The sequence below is a fragment of the Cupriavidus sp. FW305-3-2-15-C-LB2 genome, from assembly GCF_058787575.1.
Map to the genome: position 1 here is coordinate 12,913 of NZ_JBYSZW010000076.1, position 14,401 is coordinate 27,313.

General features: G+C 68.1%; 10 protein-coding genes. 1 reads left to right on the plus strand and 9 read right to left on the minus strand.

All coding sequences use genetic code 11. The annotated features are described in order from the left end of the window. Positions 1–14: 14 nt before the first annotated feature. From AC3WRR_RS33570 to AC3WRR_RS33610, 9 genes are all read right to left on the minus strand, one after another. On the minus strand, positions 15–1,061 hold the full coding sequence (locus AC3WRR_RS33570; protein WP_010814899.1) for an ABC transporter ATP-binding protein: 1,047 nt from the start codon (positions 1,059–1,061) through the stop codon (positions 15–17). After that, positions 1,058–1,951, minus strand: coding sequence for an ABC transporter permease (locus tag AC3WRR_RS33575; RefSeq protein ID WP_492299326.1), 894 nt, complete (start codon positions 1,949–1,951; stop codon positions 1,058–1,060). Before AC3WRR_RS33575 ends, AC3WRR_RS33570 begins: the two co-directional genes overlap by 4 nt. Further along, the gene (locus AC3WRR_RS33580) at positions 1,944–2,855 is read right to left on the minus strand and encodes an ABC transporter permease (protein WP_492299328.1); all 912 of its coding nucleotides are present in this window, start codon (positions 2,853–2,855) and stop codon (positions 1,944–1,946) included. The genes AC3WRR_RS33575 and AC3WRR_RS33580 overlap by 8 nt, the downstream gene beginning before the upstream one ends. Before the next feature lie 69 nt (positions 2,856–2,924). Beyond that, positions 2,925–4,526: an ABC transporter substrate-binding protein gene (locus AC3WRR_RS33585; RefSeq protein ID WP_492299330.1), complete on the minus strand. Its 1,602-nt coding sequence runs from the start codon at positions 4,524–4,526 to the stop codon at positions 2,925–2,927. Positions 4,527–4,585: 59 nt separating this feature from the next. Further along, positions 4,586–5,377, minus strand: a complete 792-nt coding sequence (locus AC3WRR_RS33590) for an IclR family transcriptional regulator (protein ID WP_010814895.1) — start codon at positions 5,375–5,377, stop codon at positions 4,586–4,588. A gap of 121 nt (positions 5,378–5,498) precedes the next feature. Then, the gene (locus tag AC3WRR_RS33595; RefSeq protein WP_492299332.1) at positions 5,499–7,232 is read right to left on the minus strand and encodes an AMP-binding protein; all 1,734 of its coding nucleotides are present in this window, start codon (positions 7,230–7,232) and stop codon (positions 5,499–5,501) included. 46 nt (positions 7,233–7,278) lie between these two features. Next, on the minus strand, positions 7,279–10,605 hold the full coding sequence (locus tag AC3WRR_RS33600) for an acetyl-CoA carboxylase family protein (RefSeq protein WP_010814893.1): 3,327 nt from the start codon (positions 10,603–10,605) through the stop codon (positions 7,279–7,281). Positions 10,606–10,959: 354 nt separating this feature from the next. Then, positions 10,960–13,020, minus strand: a complete 2,061-nt coding sequence (gene metG / locus AC3WRR_RS33605; RefSeq protein WP_011615922.1) for a methionine--tRNA ligase — start codon at positions 13,018–13,020, stop codon at positions 10,960–10,962. A gap of 289 nt (positions 13,021–13,309) precedes the next feature. Next, on the minus strand, positions 13,310–13,948 hold the full coding sequence (locus AC3WRR_RS33610) for a YiaD family glycine zipper/OmpA-like lipoprotein (RefSeq protein ID WP_010813856.1): 639 nt from the start codon (positions 13,946–13,948) through the stop codon (positions 13,310–13,312). Between the two features lie 340 nt (positions 13,949–14,288). Here AC3WRR_RS33610 and AC3WRR_RS33615 point away from each other — a divergent pair. After that, positions 14,289–14,401, plus strand: a 113-nt coding sequence (locus AC3WRR_RS33615; RefSeq protein WP_492299334.1) for an iron-sulfur cluster assembly protein, incomplete at its 3' end; no start/stop codon positions are given.

Here is a 14,401-nt window from a genome sequence, read left to right on the forward strand (position 1 = left end):
CGCCTCCTGGGTTCTCAGCCGGCCGAAGCCAGCCAGCAGCTGACCTTGTGGCCGGATTCAAGTTCGATCTCGGGGGGATAGGCGTCATCGCACAGCGGCTTGCGGTGCGGGCAGCGCGCCGCGAAGCGGCAGCCGTGCGGCGGGTCGATCAGGCTGGGCGGGCTGCCCTGGATGGCGTAGAGCCGCTCGCGTTTTTCGCCGAAGTGGGGAATGGCCTGGAGCAGGGCCTGCGTGTAGGGATGGGCGGGGCGCTGGTACAGCGTGCGCACATCGCCGGTCTCGACAATGCGCCCGGCGTACATCACCGCCACCCGGTGGCAGATGCTGGCCGCCACGCCCAGGTCGTGCGTGATCAGGATGATGCCGACACCGGTCTGCGCCTGGATCTTGCGGAACAGCGCCATGATCTGCACCTGGATGGTCACGTCCAGTGCCGAGGTGGGTTCGTCCGCCACCAGCAGGCGCGGCGCGCTGGCAATGGCCATGCCGGTCACCACGCGCTGGCGCATGCCGCCGCTGAACTGGTGCGGATAGTCGTCCAGCCGCGTCTCGGGCGAGGGGATGCGCACGCTGTCCAGCACCTGCACCACCTGGCGCCGGCGCGCCTCGCGGCTGTCGGCGCGGCCATGGTAGCGCAGCGGCGCGCCGACCTGGTCGCCCACCGTGAAGACCGGGTTCAGCGAGGTCAGCGGGTCCTGCGAGATCATCGCGATCTTGCGGCCGCGGTACTGCGTGCTCATGGTCTTCTCGGGCAGCTGCAGCAGGTCCACGCCATCGAGCAGCACCTTGCCGCCCAGTTGCACGCCGCCCTGGCGCGGCAGCAGGCGCAGGATCGACAGGATGGTCATGGACTTGCCAGAGCCGGATTCGCCCACCACGCCCAGGGTCTCGCCTTCATGCACGTGCAGGTCGACGCCGTCCACGGCGCGCACCGTGCCGCGGCGCAGTCCTAGGTGCGTGGTCAGCCCCTGCACCGACAGCATGGGCGCGCCGCGGGGGGAGCCCCCGGCGGCGGGCGTTGGCGACGGGCGTTGCGTCACGTGCGGGTCGGGGCCGGTCATAGCTGCCTCCTTTTCGGGTCGAAGTGGTCGCGCAGCCAGTCGCCCAGCAGGTTGGACGCCAGGCAGGTGGCCATGATGGCCAGTCCGGGCATGGTGATGGCCCACCACGCGTTGGTGATGTAGTTGCGCGCATCGGCCAGCATCAGCCCCCACGACACATCGGGTTGCTGGATGCCGAGGCCGAGAAAGCTGAGCGAGGCCTCGAAGATGATCACCTGGCCCACCTGCAGCGTGGCCAGCACCAGCAGGGTGTTGAGCAGGTTGGGCAGCAGGTGGCGGCGGAAGATGGTGAGCGTGCCGCAGCCGGCCACGCGCGCCAGCGCCACGTAGTCGCGCTGCTTGAGCGACATCACCTCGCCGCGCACGATGCGCGCGTACCAGGTCCAGTAGGTCACCACGATCACCAGCACCACGGTATTGAAGCCCGGGCCCAGCACCGCGGCCAGCATCAGCGCCAGCGCCAGCGCGGGGATCGACATCTGGATATCGACCAGCCGCATGATGAGCGCGTCCAGGCGCCCGCCGAAGTAGCCGGCCAGCATGCCGGCGGCGGTGCCGATGCCGCCCGAGATCAGGATGGCGTACAGCGCGACCACCAGCGAGATGCGCGTGCCGGCCATGATGCGCGAGAGCAGGTCGCGCCCCATGTTGTCGGTGCCCAGCGGATAGGCCCAGCTGCCGCCCTCCAGCCAGGCCGGCGGCTGGAAGGCCAGGCCGAGGTCGAGGCCGTTGGGGTCGTGCGGCAGCAGCGCCTCGCCGCCGACGGCGCAGACCAGCAGCACCGGGAAGATTGCCAGCGCAAACCAGGGCAGGCCACCCAGGTCACGCCGCTGGCGCTTGCGGGCCGGCGCCGCCGTGGCGCTGGCGGGAGGAACGGCGATCTCAGGCATGGCGGATCCTCGGGTCGATCAGGCCGTAGCTCAGGTCGACCAGCAGGTTGGACAGCACGAACAGCACGGAGGTGAGCATCACGCCCGCCTGCACCACGGGAAAATCGCGCGCGAACACGGCCTCGACCACGGTGCGGCCAACGCCTGGCCAGGCGAAGATGACTTCGACCACGAAGGCGCCGCCCAGCATCGCCGCGAAGTACACGCCGAGGATGGTCACCAGCGGAATCGCCGCGTTGCGCAGCGCGTACTTCCAGATCAGCACGTGCTCGGGCAGGCCCATGGCGCGGCCCATGCGGATGTAGTCGCTGTCCAGCACATCCAGCATGGCCGAGCGCACCACGCGGGTCTGCGCCGCCACCGGATACCAGCCCAGCGCAATCGCGGGCAGCACCAGGCTGTTCCACGAATCGCGCCCGAACGCGGGCAGCCAGTTCAGCTGCACCGCGAAGAACAGGATCAGCAGCAGTCCGACCCAGAAGTTGGGCATGGCCTGGCCGAGCATGGCGAAGACCTTGGCAAAGCGGTCGAACCAGGAGCCGCGGTAGACCGCCGACAGCACGCCGAATGGCACCGCCATCGCAATCGAGAAGCCCAGCGCGGCCAGCGCCAGCTCCACCGTGGCCGGCAGCCGCTCCAGGATCAGCCCCAGTGCCGGTTCCTGCCAGCGGTAGGAGTTGCCGAAGTCGCCGGTGACGGCATGGCCGAGGAAGACCAGGTACTGCGCCACCAGGGGCTGGTCCAGGCCGAGATGGCGGCGCGTTGCCTCGATCACCTGCGGCGGCGCGTCGGCCGGCAGCAACAGGGCAAGCGGGTCGCCGGACAGGCGCGAGATCAGGAAGATGATCACGCTCGCGCCAAGGATGCTGATCAGGCCGTGCAGCACGCGTTTTGCAATAGGCATGACAGGCTCCGTCGGAGATTCGTCAGCGGGAATGCCGCGCCCGGCACGGGCGCCGGGCGCGGCGGCGGATCAGCGCTGCTTCCAGCTGACTTCCTGGAACGAGCGCCAGTAGTCGCGGATGGGCCAGGGCACGTAGTCGATCTTGTTGTCGCGCCAGGCAAAGGTCACCAGCGGCCGGTAGGTCGGCAGGCCACCCAGCACGCGCTCCTGCTTGAGCCGCGCGATCTGGCGCAGCAGCGCGGTGCGCGCCGCGGGGTCCATGGTCTGGCGCTGCTTCTCCAGCAGCGCGTCGACCTCGGGGTCGCTGGTGTAGGAATAAGTGCCCCAGCCGCCGCCGCCCTGGTAGCTGTGCAAATGGCCGGACCAGGCCAGGCCCGGGTCGCCGGGCAGGCCCTGCGACCACATCCAGCTCAGCACGCCGTCCATCTCCGGCGGGCCCGAGCGGCCGCGCTTGCCCAGGCTGATCCAGGCCCCGTACTCCAGGTTGCGCACCTGGCAGCGGATGCCCACGGAACTCAGGTAGGCATACATGGCTTCGCCCACTTCCTTCACGCCCGGTTCGCGCGGCGTGGTGAGGTTGTAGCAGGGGGTCTCGAAGCCATTGGGGTAGCCCGCCTGCCTGAGCAGCTCGCGCGCACGCTTCTGGTCGAAGGCGTAGGGCTTGAGCTCGGGGTCGTAGCCATTCGACTCCTTGCCCACCTGCGCATAGCGCTCGCCCTGGCCGAACAGCACGCGCTTGATGATGGCGTCGACATCGATGGCGTGCGCGGCCGCCTGCCGCACGCGCACATCGTTGAACGGCGACTTCGGCATCTGCGTGTTGAAATTGAGGAAGAGGTTGTTGCCGCTCACCAGCGTGACGGTCTTCACGCCCGGCATCTTCTTGAACTCTTCGACCATCGAAGGCGGTACGTTGTCGATGAAATCGACCTTGCCGGTCTTGAAGGCCGCCACCCGGGTCAGGTCCTCGGGAATCACCTTGATGGTCAGCTCCTTGACGCTGGGCCGTTTCTCCTTGTTCCAGTAGCCGTCAAAGGCTTCCAGCTTCAGCTCGTCCTTGACCGTGCGCGAGACAAACTTCCATGGCCCGGTGCCGACCGGCTTGCGGGCGAACTCTTCTTCGCCGACCTTCTGGATGTACTTCTTGGGCATGGCCCACAGCTGCATGTTGCCGACGATGAACTGTGCATCCGGCTCCTTGAAATGCAGCCTGAAGCGGTGCGCATCCACGATCTCGAAACGCTCGACCGACGAGACATAGTGCGAGAAGAAGCTGCTCTTGGGGTCGCGCTGGCGTTGCCAGGAGAACTCGAGGTCCTCGGAGGTCAGCGGGTCGCCGTTGTGGAAGCGCACGCCCTTGCGTAGCTGCACGTCGAGCACGGGCTTGCCGTCCTTGCCGGTTTCCAGCTTCCAGTTCTCCGCCAGCCAGTTCTCGTCCTTGAGCGCGGCATTGCGGCGCACCAGCATCTCGAAGATCTGGCCGACAAAGTAGTGGTCGACGCCGGCCGAGATCTTGACCGGATCGAGCGTGGTCGACTCCGCGCCGAAGGCGACGGTGAGGCTGCCGGTGGCCGGCGAGGGCGGGGCGGCCTGGGCCGCGGGGATGGTGGCGGCGGCCAGCATGCCGGCCAGCAGGCGGCGCCGGGCGGCGTCGGTCAACTTTACTTGCATGGTGCTCCTCCTGTTGCGCCGTCTCGTGGCGGCGCTGTTGGTGTGAACAACGGATGCGCTCAGCGCGGGAAGCTGCCTTCCAGCTGGCGTACCACCTCCAGCAGGCGCGGGCGCACCTCGTCGAGCAGGAATGACGGGGACAGCCGGAACGACGGTCCGCCCACGTTGATGGCCATAGGCGGCATGCCATGGCCGGGCTCGAAGCCGCGCGCAATGCCGTTGACGTCCGGCTGCCACTCGCCCATCGAGCAGGTCACGCCCAGGGTGAGGTGGTCCGCCAGGCCCTGTTCGATGCCCTGGCGCAGGCGCGGCCACGCCATGTCGTCGACGTCGCGCACCTGTTCCATGAAGGCCTGCCGCTCTTCGTCCGGCACCACCGCCAGCCAGGCGCGGCCGATGGCCGAGGTGGCGACCGGAATGCGCGAGCCGGTATCGAGCGTCAGCGCAATCGCGGCGCAGCTGCGGCAGTGCTCGACATAGATCATCGAGAACCGGTCGCGCGTGCCCAGCGACACCGTGCCGCCGGAAAAGTCCGCCAGCTCCTGCATCAGCGGTCGCGCCACCTTGCGGATGTCCAGCCGCGACAACATGGCGCTGCCCAGCCGCAGGCAGGCCGTGCCCAGGCTGTACTTGTGGCTGCCTTCGGCCTGCGCCAGGTAGCCCAGCCGGGTCAGGGTGGAGGTCAGGCGCGATACGGTCGACTTGGGCAGTCCGCAGCGCCGGGCGATTTCCTGGTTGCCCAGTACGCGGTCGCTGGTGCGGAAGCAGGCCAGCACTTCCAGCCCGCGCGCCAGCGCGGTGACGAAGTGGCGGTCTTCCTTGAAGGCATTGCCGGTGGATCGGTCCTGCATAACCGTTGGCTCCCTCGTTGTGCCGTTGCACGCCAGCCGCGCTTGTTCGACGCGCAGGCGTGCCGGACGCGCGCTCGGCGTCCTCGTCCGGTACGGCGGTACTACCCGACAGCGGTCCCGTTCAGCCGCCGGCCTCGGTATCCAGCAAGGCCTGCAGCTCGACCTTGCGCACCTTGCCGGTGGCGGTCAGCGGGAACTCGGGCAGGATGCGGATCTCGGGCACCTTGTAGACCGCCATCTGCTCGCGGCACCATGCATGCAGCGTGTCGGCAGTGATGCCGTCGGCGTGCTCGGCGCGCAGGCGGATAAAGGCCACCGGCACCTGGCCCTTGTCCGGGTCGGGGCGGCCCACCACCGCCGAGCCCAGCACCGCCGGATGACGCGACAGCAGCACCTCCAGCTCGGACGGGAACACGCTCATGCCGCGCACCTTGAGCATCTCCTTGCGCCGTCCCAGGAAATGCAGGTAGCCGGCCTCGTCATAGGCGCCGATATCGCCGGTGCGGAACCAGCCGTCGCGGAATACCTCGGCATCGATGTCGGGGCGGCCCCAGTAGCCCTTGAACAGCGACGGCGTGCTGACCACGATCTCGCCTTCCGCGCCGACCGGCAGCACCGCGCCGGTGTCGAAGTCGCAGATCTTGATGCGCGTGCCCGGCACCGGCAGGCCGACAAACACCGGGCGGCCGCGCAGGTCCATGTCGTCGTCCTGCATGCCGGTGGTGAAGGTGTCGCTGGTATGGGTCTCGGTCATGCCCCAGGCGCCTTCGGCAATGATGCTGCCGGTCAGCGCATGCCAGCGCTGGCGGATGTCGGGGGTGATCTTGCGGATGAACGATGCGGCGCGCGTGTGCTGCAGCGAACGCAGGTCGTAGCGGCCGGATTCGGGGTGGTTCATCAGCTCGACCGCGTTGTCGACCACCACGAAGGTGCGGTTGACGCGATAGCGCTCGATCGCGGCCATCACCGCGACCGGGTCCCAGCGCGCCAGCAGCACCACGGTCGCGCCGCTGAAGATCGGATAGATCAGCCCGAGGTTCTCGCCCGCGATCCAGAACATCGGCAGGAAGTTCAGCATCACGTCGCCGGAGCCTTCTGCCAGCCGTTCCGCATCGACACCGCCGGTGAGCGCGTAGGAAGCCGCCGCGGTGTAGACCATGTCGCGCTGCGTGTGCATGCAGCCCTTGGGCAGGCCGGTGGTGCCGCCGGTGTAGTTCAGTGCGGCCAGCGCGTCCATGTCGACCGGGGGCAGTGCGACCGGCGCGGTGTCGCGCAGTGCCTGCAGCAGGTCGATGGTGCCTTCCACGGCCAGCGGGGGCGCGTCGAGGCCCGCTGGCAGCGGCAGGTCCGGCTGTGCCGGCAACATCGCGCCGGCACTGGTGGTGTAGACGGTGCGCAGCCGCGTCTGCGCGCGCACCGACATCAGCAGCGGCGCAAGCTGGTCCTGCACGATGACGGTGGTGGCGCCGGCATCGTTCAGTTCGTAGACCAGCTCCTGTTCCTTGAAGAGCGGGTTGACCGGCACATAGACCGCGCCCAGCTTCAGGATGCCGTAGAAGACCACGTGGAACTGCGGGCAGTTGCCCATCATCACCGCTACCCGGTCACCCGCGCCCACGCCGCGGCCCTTGAGCAGCGCGGCGCAGCGCTCGGACAGGTTGTCGAGCTCGGCATAGGTCACGGTGGTGCCGTACCAGACCAGCGCGGCGTGGTCCGGGCGCTTGCGCGCCCACGCGCGCAGGTAGTCGCCCAGCGAGGCCTCGCCATGGGGGTAGACCGGTGCGTCGGGCAGGCCTGCGGGCCAGATCTTGCGATGCCGGGCTTCCAGGTCCTCGAAGAACGCCTGTTCGTTCATCTGCTGTCTCCTCTTGCTTTCGCTCTGGTTCTGTCCGCCGCCGCGCCTACCAGGCGTCGACGAAGGTGCGCATCGGGCGCTGGGGATTGGCGGCACCGGCCTCGAGCCCGCTGACCACCCACTGGCGGGTGGCGGCGGGGTCGATCACGGCGTCCAGCTCCAATGCCGCAGCGGCGTTGATGGCATGGCCGCGCTCGTACATCTGCGCCACCAGCTGTTGGTACAGCGCATCGCGCTGCGGGCCGGCCGGCAGCGCTTCCAGCTCCTTGCGGAAGCCCAGCCGCACCGCGCCCTCCAGGCCCATGCCGCCGAATTCGCCGGTTGGCCACGAGACCGTGAAGGTTGGCGCGCGGAAGCCGCCCGCGGCCATCGCCATCGCGCCCAGGCCGTAGCCCTTGCGCAGTACCACCGCCAGGAACGGCACGCGCAGCTTGGCGCCGGCGACGAACATGCGCGACACATGGCGCACCTGGGCGCGGGCCTCGACCTCCGGGCCCACCATGAAGCCCGGCGTGTCGATCAGCGATACGATCGGCAGCCCGTGCGCATTGCACACCTGCATGAAGCGCGCGGCCTTGTCGGCGGCGTCGGCATCGATGGCGCCGCCGAGGTGGCGCGGGTTGTTGGCGAGAATGCCGACGGGCCGGCCTTCGATGCGCGCCAGCGCGGTGTGGATGCCGGTGCCGAAGCCGGCGCGCAGTTCCAGCACGCTGCCCGCGTCGGCCAGGCCGGCGATGGCGGCGCGCGTGTCGTAGACGCGCAGGCGGTTTTCCGGCACCACCTGGCGCAGCGCCAGCGTGTCAGGCGCCTGCCAGTCGTCGACACGGCCCTGGAACATCGACAGGTAATGCCTGGCCGCGGCCACCGCGTCGGCCTCATCGTCGACCAGCAGGTCGACCACGCCGTTGTGGTACTGCACCGTGGCCGGGCCGATATCCTCGGGGCGGAACACGCCCAGGCCGCCGCCCTCGATCATGGCCGGGCCGGCCATGCCGATATTGGCGTTGCGCGTGGCGATGATCAGGTCGCAACAGCCCAGCAGCGCGGCATTGCCGGCAAAGCAGCGCCCGGAGGCGATGCCCACCACCGGCACTTCGCCGCTGAGCTCGGCGAAGGCGGCGAACGAAGGCTGGTACAGGCCGGCCACGGTGGGGAAGTCGATGTCGCCCGGGCGGCCGCCGCCGCCTTCGGCAAAGATCACCGTGGGCAGCCGGTTCCGCAGCGCCACCTCCAGGATGCGGTCGGTCTTGATATGGTTGCGCTTGCCCTGGGTGCCGGCCAGCACGGTGGCGTCGTAGGCCAGCACCGCGCAGCGCGCGCGCTCCGGTGCGAACAGGCTGCCGTTGACGGCGCCGGTGCCGGTGATCAGCCCGTCGGCAGGGGTGTTGGCGATCAGGTCGGCCTCGCTGCGCCGGCTGGCCTGTGCCGCCAGCGCCAGGCCGCCGTATTCGCGGAAGCTGCCGGCATCGCACAGGTCGTCGACGTTTTCGCGCGCGGTGCGCTGGCCGCGCGCATGGCGGCGTGCCACGGCCTCGGGGCGGGCCGCGTCGTACAGGAAGGCATGGCGGTCGAGCACGCGCTGCAGGTCGGCGCGGATCGCCGACGGGTCGGTGTGCTCGGCCTCGCCATCGGCATGGGCGCCGGCGTCGGCAGGCTCCAGCACCAGCATGACCTGGCCCTCGGCGACTTGCTCGCCGGAAGCGGTGCGCAGGTCGATCACGCGGCCCGCGTGCTCGGCCACGATGGCATGTTCCATCTTCATCGCATCGAGCACGGCCACGGTCTGGCCGGCCTTGACCAGGTCGTTCTCGCGCGCCAGTTCGATCACGCGTCCGTTCATGGACGCGCGCACCGCGCACAGGCCCTCGCCCAGTCGCTCCTCGAAGCTTGCCGTGCTGGATGGTGCCGCCACCCTGGGGGCGCTGCCTCCTGCGAGGGCCTGCCGCGCCGCGTCCTGCGCCGCAATCTGCGCGGCGCGTTCCAGCAGGGCGGGCAGCGCGGCTTCCATATAGCGCGTATGCACGTGCTGGCTGGCAAAGTCGTCGCGCTCGGCCAGCGCCCGCAGCAGGTCGAGGTTGGTGACGATGCCGCCGATATTGAATTCCCCGAGCGCGCGCTGCAGGCGCCGCACTGCGTCAGCGAAGTTGTCGCTGGCCGAGGTGACGATCAGCTTGGCCAGCAGCGTGTCGTAATGCGCGGACGGTGCATAGCCGGTATAGCCGTGGGTGTCGACGCGCACGTCCGGCCCGGTGGGCGGATCGAAACGCTCCAGCCGCCCCTGTGCCGGACGTGCCAGCCCTTGCGCGTCGGTGGCCTCGGCATTCACGCGCACCTGGATGGCATAGCCGCGCACGCGCGGCGGGTGCTGCGGGTCCAGCCCCAGTTCCGCCAGGCGCCGGCCTTCGGCCAGCCCCAGCTGCACGGCCACCAGGTCCACGCCGGTGACCTGCTCGGTGACGGTGTGCTCGACCTGCAGGCGCGGGTTGGCTTCGATAAAGACAAAGGGCAGGGCCGCGCCATCGCGGCGCGCACCGTCCTCGGGCTCTTCGACTAGGAATTCAAACGTGCCCAGGCTGCGGTAGCGCGCTTCGCGCGCCAGCGTGCAGGCGGCATCGACAATGCGCCGGCGCAGCGCCGGATCGAGCGCCGGGCTGGGCGCGATCTCGACCACCTTCTGGAAGCGGCGTTGCAGCGTGCAGTCACGCTCGCCCAGTGCGATCACATGGTGGCCGTCGCCGGCGATCTGCACTTCGATATGGCGCGCGCGGGCCACCAGCCGTTCGGCGTAGATGGCATCGATGCCGAAGGCCGAGCGTGCTTCGGAGCGGCAGCGCGCATAGGCTTCGGGCAGCGCGTCGCGCTCGCGCACCACGCGCATGCCGCGCCCGCCGCCGCCGCCCACCGCCTTGAGCACCACGCCGGCGCCGTCCTGTTCGTCGAAGAATGCGGTCACCGCATCGAGCGTGGCGCCGCCCGCGGTGGCGGGCATCACCGGTATGCCGCAGCGCGCGGCCAGCGCCAGCGCGCGGCCCTTGTCGCCGAACAGGGCCAGCTGCTCGGGCTCGGGGCCGACAAAGATGATCTCCGCGGCTGCGCAAGCGCTGGCAAAGTCGGCGCGCTCGCTGAGAAAGCCATAGCCAGGGTGGATGGCGTCGCAGCCGGTGGCGCGCGCTGCGCTGATGATGGCGGGAATGTCGAGATAGGCAGCGGCCCCCTGGCCCTGCAGCGCGACAGCTTCGTCGGCCAGCAGGCGGTGCCGGCTGGCATCGTCGTCGGTGGCATAGACCGCCACGGTGGCGATGCCAAGGTCTCGTGCGGCGCGCTGCACGCGCAACGCGATCTCGCCACGATTGGCGATCAGGAGCTTCTTCACAAATGTCCCCTTCCATGCGAAGCGGCGTCGCGCAAGCAGCGTTGCGTGGCCGGCTTCTGTTTTTTGGTTTGTGATTCTGCGAGGTGGAATCTACGCGGCTCGTCCAGGGGTCACAAGCGCGATGCGCCAGAACCATGTATGACATGCCGCGCGTGCATAGCGCGCGAGCGAGGGGGAGGAGGGGTGCTGCCCGTTCTGTTCTGCATTGCAGAATCTCGGGCGGTGTGGCGGGTCGATCCAGAGGCCCGGCTGGCCTTGGATCGCTACCGATGGGACGCGCGGAACATGGCGTTACCGCGGGTTTGCCGCCCTCTCCCGCCAGCGGGAGAGGGGAACGGCAATGAGTGCCCTGCTTCAGCCGATGCGCATGCCCGGCACCGCGCCCTCGTGCGGTTCCAGGATATACAGGCCCGGCGTGGCCTTCTCATCCGCCGCAGACGCAGCCAGCACCATGCCTTCGGACACGCCGAACTTCATCTTGCGCGGGGCCAGGTTGGCCACCACCACGGTCAGCTTGCCGACCAGCTGCTCCGGCGTGTAGGCCGACTGGATGCCGGAGAACACATTGCGGGTGCGGCCTTCGCCCAGATCCAGCGTCAGCTGCAGCAGCTTGTTCGAACCTTCCACCTTCTGGCATTCGACGATCTTCGCGACGCGCAGGTCCACCTTGGCGAAGTCGTCGATGGTGATGGTGTCGGCGATCGGCTCGATCGCCGCGCCCGCGGCGGCCGGCGCCGCGGTTGCCTGCAGCGATTCGCGGTTGGCAGCCAGCAGCGCGTCGACCTGCTTGGCATCGACGCGCGTCATCAGGTGCTGGTAGGCCTGCACCGGGCTGGCGGCCGACAGCTGCTTGTCGATGGCACGCCAGTCCAACGGCTCGACGTTCAGGAAGCGCTCAACGCCGGCAGCCACGTTCGGCACCACCGGCTTCAGGTAGACCGTCAGCAGGCGGAAGGCTTCCAGCGAGACCGAGCACGCCGCATGCAGCGCCGCGCGCTTGTTTTCGTCCTTGGCCAGTTCCCACGGCTTCTCGGTGTCGACGAAGGCGTTGACCGCATCGGTCAGCTCCATCACCAGGCGCAACGCCTTGCTGTACTCGCGGGCTTCATAGAGGTGGGCGACCTGCGGTGCGGCCTGGCGCAGCTGTTCGAGCAGCGGGTGGGCCAGCGCGGCCTCGTCGACCTTGCCTTCGAAACGCTTGACCAGGAAGCCCGCGGCGCGGCTGGCGATATTGACGTACTTGCCGATCAGGTCGCTGTTCACGCGCGCAATGAAGTCATCGAGGTTCAGGTCGAGGTCTTCCATGCTCGCGTTGAGCTTGGCGGCGAAGTAGTAGCGCAGCCATTCCGGGTTCATGCCGGTGTCGACATAGCTCTGCGCGGTGATGAAGGTGCCGCGCGACTTGCTCATCTTGGCGCCGTCCACGGTCAGGAAGCCGTGGGCGAACACATTGGTCGGGGTGCGGTAGCCCGAGAAGCGCAGCATCGCCGGCCAGAACAGCGTGTGGAAGTACAGGATGTCCTTGCCGATGAAGTGGTACTGCTCGGCGGTCGAATGCGGGCCGACCCAGGCGTCGAAGTCGATGCCCTTCTTCGCGGCCAGGTTCTGGAAGCTGGCGTAGTAGCCGATCGGGGCGTCCAGCCACACGTAGAAGTACTTGCCGGGCGCGCCGGGGATCTCGAAGCCGAAGTAGGGCGCATCCCGCGAGATGTCCCAGTCGGACAGGGTCGAGGCCTCGCCCTCGGCGCCCAGCCATTCCTGCATCTTGTTGGCGGCCTCGGGCTGGGCCAGGTCGGCCACCCATTCGCGCAGGAAGGTCTCGCAGCGCGGATCGGACAGCTTGAAGAAGTAATGGGCCGACGACTTGCGCACCGGCGTGGCGCCGGACACCACCGAATACGGGTTCTTCAGGTCGGTCGGCACATAGGTGGTGCCGCAGACCTCGCACGAGTCGCCGTACTGGTCCTTGGCGCCGCACTTGGGGCACTCGCCCTTGATGAAGCGGTCCGGCAGGAACATGTTCTTGACCGGGTCGAAGAACTGTTCGACCTCGCGCTCGGCGATCAGGTCCTCGGCCTTCAGGGCCAGGTAGATCTTTTCGCACAGCTCGCGGTTTTCTTCAGCGTCGGTGCTGTAGTAGTTGTCGAACGACACCAGGAAGCTGTCGAAGTCGCGCTTGTGCTCGGTCCAGACGCGGTCTATCAGAGCCTTGGGTGTGATGCCTTCCTTCTCGGCGCGCAGCATGACCGGCGTGCCGTGGGTGTCGTCGGCGCCGACGTAGTAGACCTCGTTGCCCATCATGCGCTGGAAACGCACCCAGATATCGGTCTGGATGTATTCCACCAGGTGGCCGATATGGATCTGGCCGTTGGCATAAGGCAGGGCGGATGTGACGAGGATGCGACGTGCGGTCATAAACAGGAGCCGGTCAGGAGCGGGGAAATATCAGGGGGACGGCGCCAGCCAGGAAGGGAGGGCGCGTGCCGGGAAGGGGCTATTTTAGCAACTGGCCAGCGCCTGCGCGCCGGTTCCGCATGGCGGAATGGCGAAACCCACGGATCCGTTCGGCCAAAAAAAAGCGCCGGTCAGAACCGGCGCAGCTTTCCACAACGGAAAAGGAGGAGAAATCAGGTACCGCCCGGGAGGTCAGCCACCCATCGCGAGCCAGCAACGGTGGCAAGCGGCACCTGTTTCTATGACTAGGTCATCCTTGAATTGGTTTCAAAAAAATTTCGACGCGGCGATTTTGTGCCCGTCCGGCCTCAGTGCCGTTGTCCGCAACCGGCTGGGATTGCCCGCGCCCTTCGGCCGTCAGTCGGTTGCGTGCGACGCCGCGATCACCCAGGTAGCCGGCCACGCTCTGGGCGCGGCGCTGCGACAGCTGCATGTTGTAGTTGGGGTTGCCGGTGCTGTCGGTATGGCCCACCACGTTGGCGCTCACGTCCTGGTGCTGGCCCAGGGTCTGCGCGACCTGGTCGAGCACCGAGCGGAACGACGGCTTGATGGTGGCGCTGTCGGTATCGAAGGTAACCTGGCTGGGGATGTTGACCTTGAGCGTGCCATCCGGCTGCTCGGTGATCTGGGTGCCCGTGCCCGCGGTGTCCTTGTTCAGCTTGCCGCGGATGGCGTTCCAGTTGTAGCCGGTTGCGCCGCCGATGGCACCGCCCACTGCCGCGCCCACCAGCGTGCCGGTGGTATTGCCGCCGATCAGGTTGCCAAGCCCGGCCCCGACCGCGGCGCCCACGCCGGTGCCGACTGCCGTATGGGTTTGCTGTTCAGTGGCGCAACCTGCGGCCAGCAGCGTGGCAGCGGTGAGCGAGACAGTAACGAGCTTGATCTTCATGCTTTCTCCTTCTGATGTTCCCGTAAATGTTCTTGGTACCGCATCGCGATGGTAACGCCAAGGCTAGCGGCAGGTAACCCTTTGTACGCGTCGGGCCCGGCCGGCCCGGGCACCGCCTGCGGTGCCGGCGTACCGGGCCGTCCAACCGCACTACAATATGGATATGGCGGCGCGCGCACAAGTGCAAGCTTGTGAGATTTGTAAATGTCTGTAATCCCACACCCTATGCAGGGTATTGCGCGCGGATTTCCGGCGTTCATGGCCGGTGCTGCATACTTTGATACATTAGGCGCAGGCCATCATGCGCCAGTCCCCCCAAATCATCGAAGCGGAGTTTGTCTTGAGCGTCAGCACTGAGCAGGTCACCGAAGCCCTGCGCACCGTCATCGACCCCAATACGGGCAAGGACCTGGTGTCCACCCGCTCGGCCAGGAACATCCGCGTCGACGGCGG

Coding starts and splice junctions, on each gene's coding strand:
- metG (WP_011615922.1), bottom strand. CDS start 13,020: ATGACCGCACGTCGCATCCTCGTCACATCCGCCCTGCCTTATGCCAAC.
- AC3WRR_RS33575 (WP_492299326.1), bottom strand. CDS start 1,951: ATGCCTGAGATCGCCGTTCCTCCCGCCAGCGCCACGGCGGCGCCGGCC.
- AC3WRR_RS33610 (WP_010813856.1), bottom strand. CDS start 13,948: ATGAAGATCAAGCTCGTTACTGTCTCGCTCACCGCTGCCACGCTGCTG.
- AC3WRR_RS33595 (WP_492299332.1), bottom strand. CDS start 7,232: ATGAACGAACAGGCGTTCTTCGAGGACCTGGAAGCCCGGCATCGCAAG.
- AC3WRR_RS33585 (WP_492299330.1), bottom strand. CDS start 4,526: ATGCAAGTAAAGTTGACCGACGCCGCCCGGCGCCGCCTGCTGGCCGGC.
- AC3WRR_RS33590 (WP_010814895.1), bottom strand. CDS start 5,377: ATGCAGGACCGATCCACCGGCAATGCCTTCAAGGAAGACCGCCACTTC.
- AC3WRR_RS33570 (WP_010814899.1), bottom strand. CDS start 1,061: ATGACCGGCCCCGACCCGCACGTGACGCAACGCCCGTCGCCAACGCCC.
- AC3WRR_RS33580 (WP_492299328.1), bottom strand. CDS start 2,855: ATGCCTATTGCAAAACGCGTGCTGCACGGCCTGATCAGCATCCTTGGC.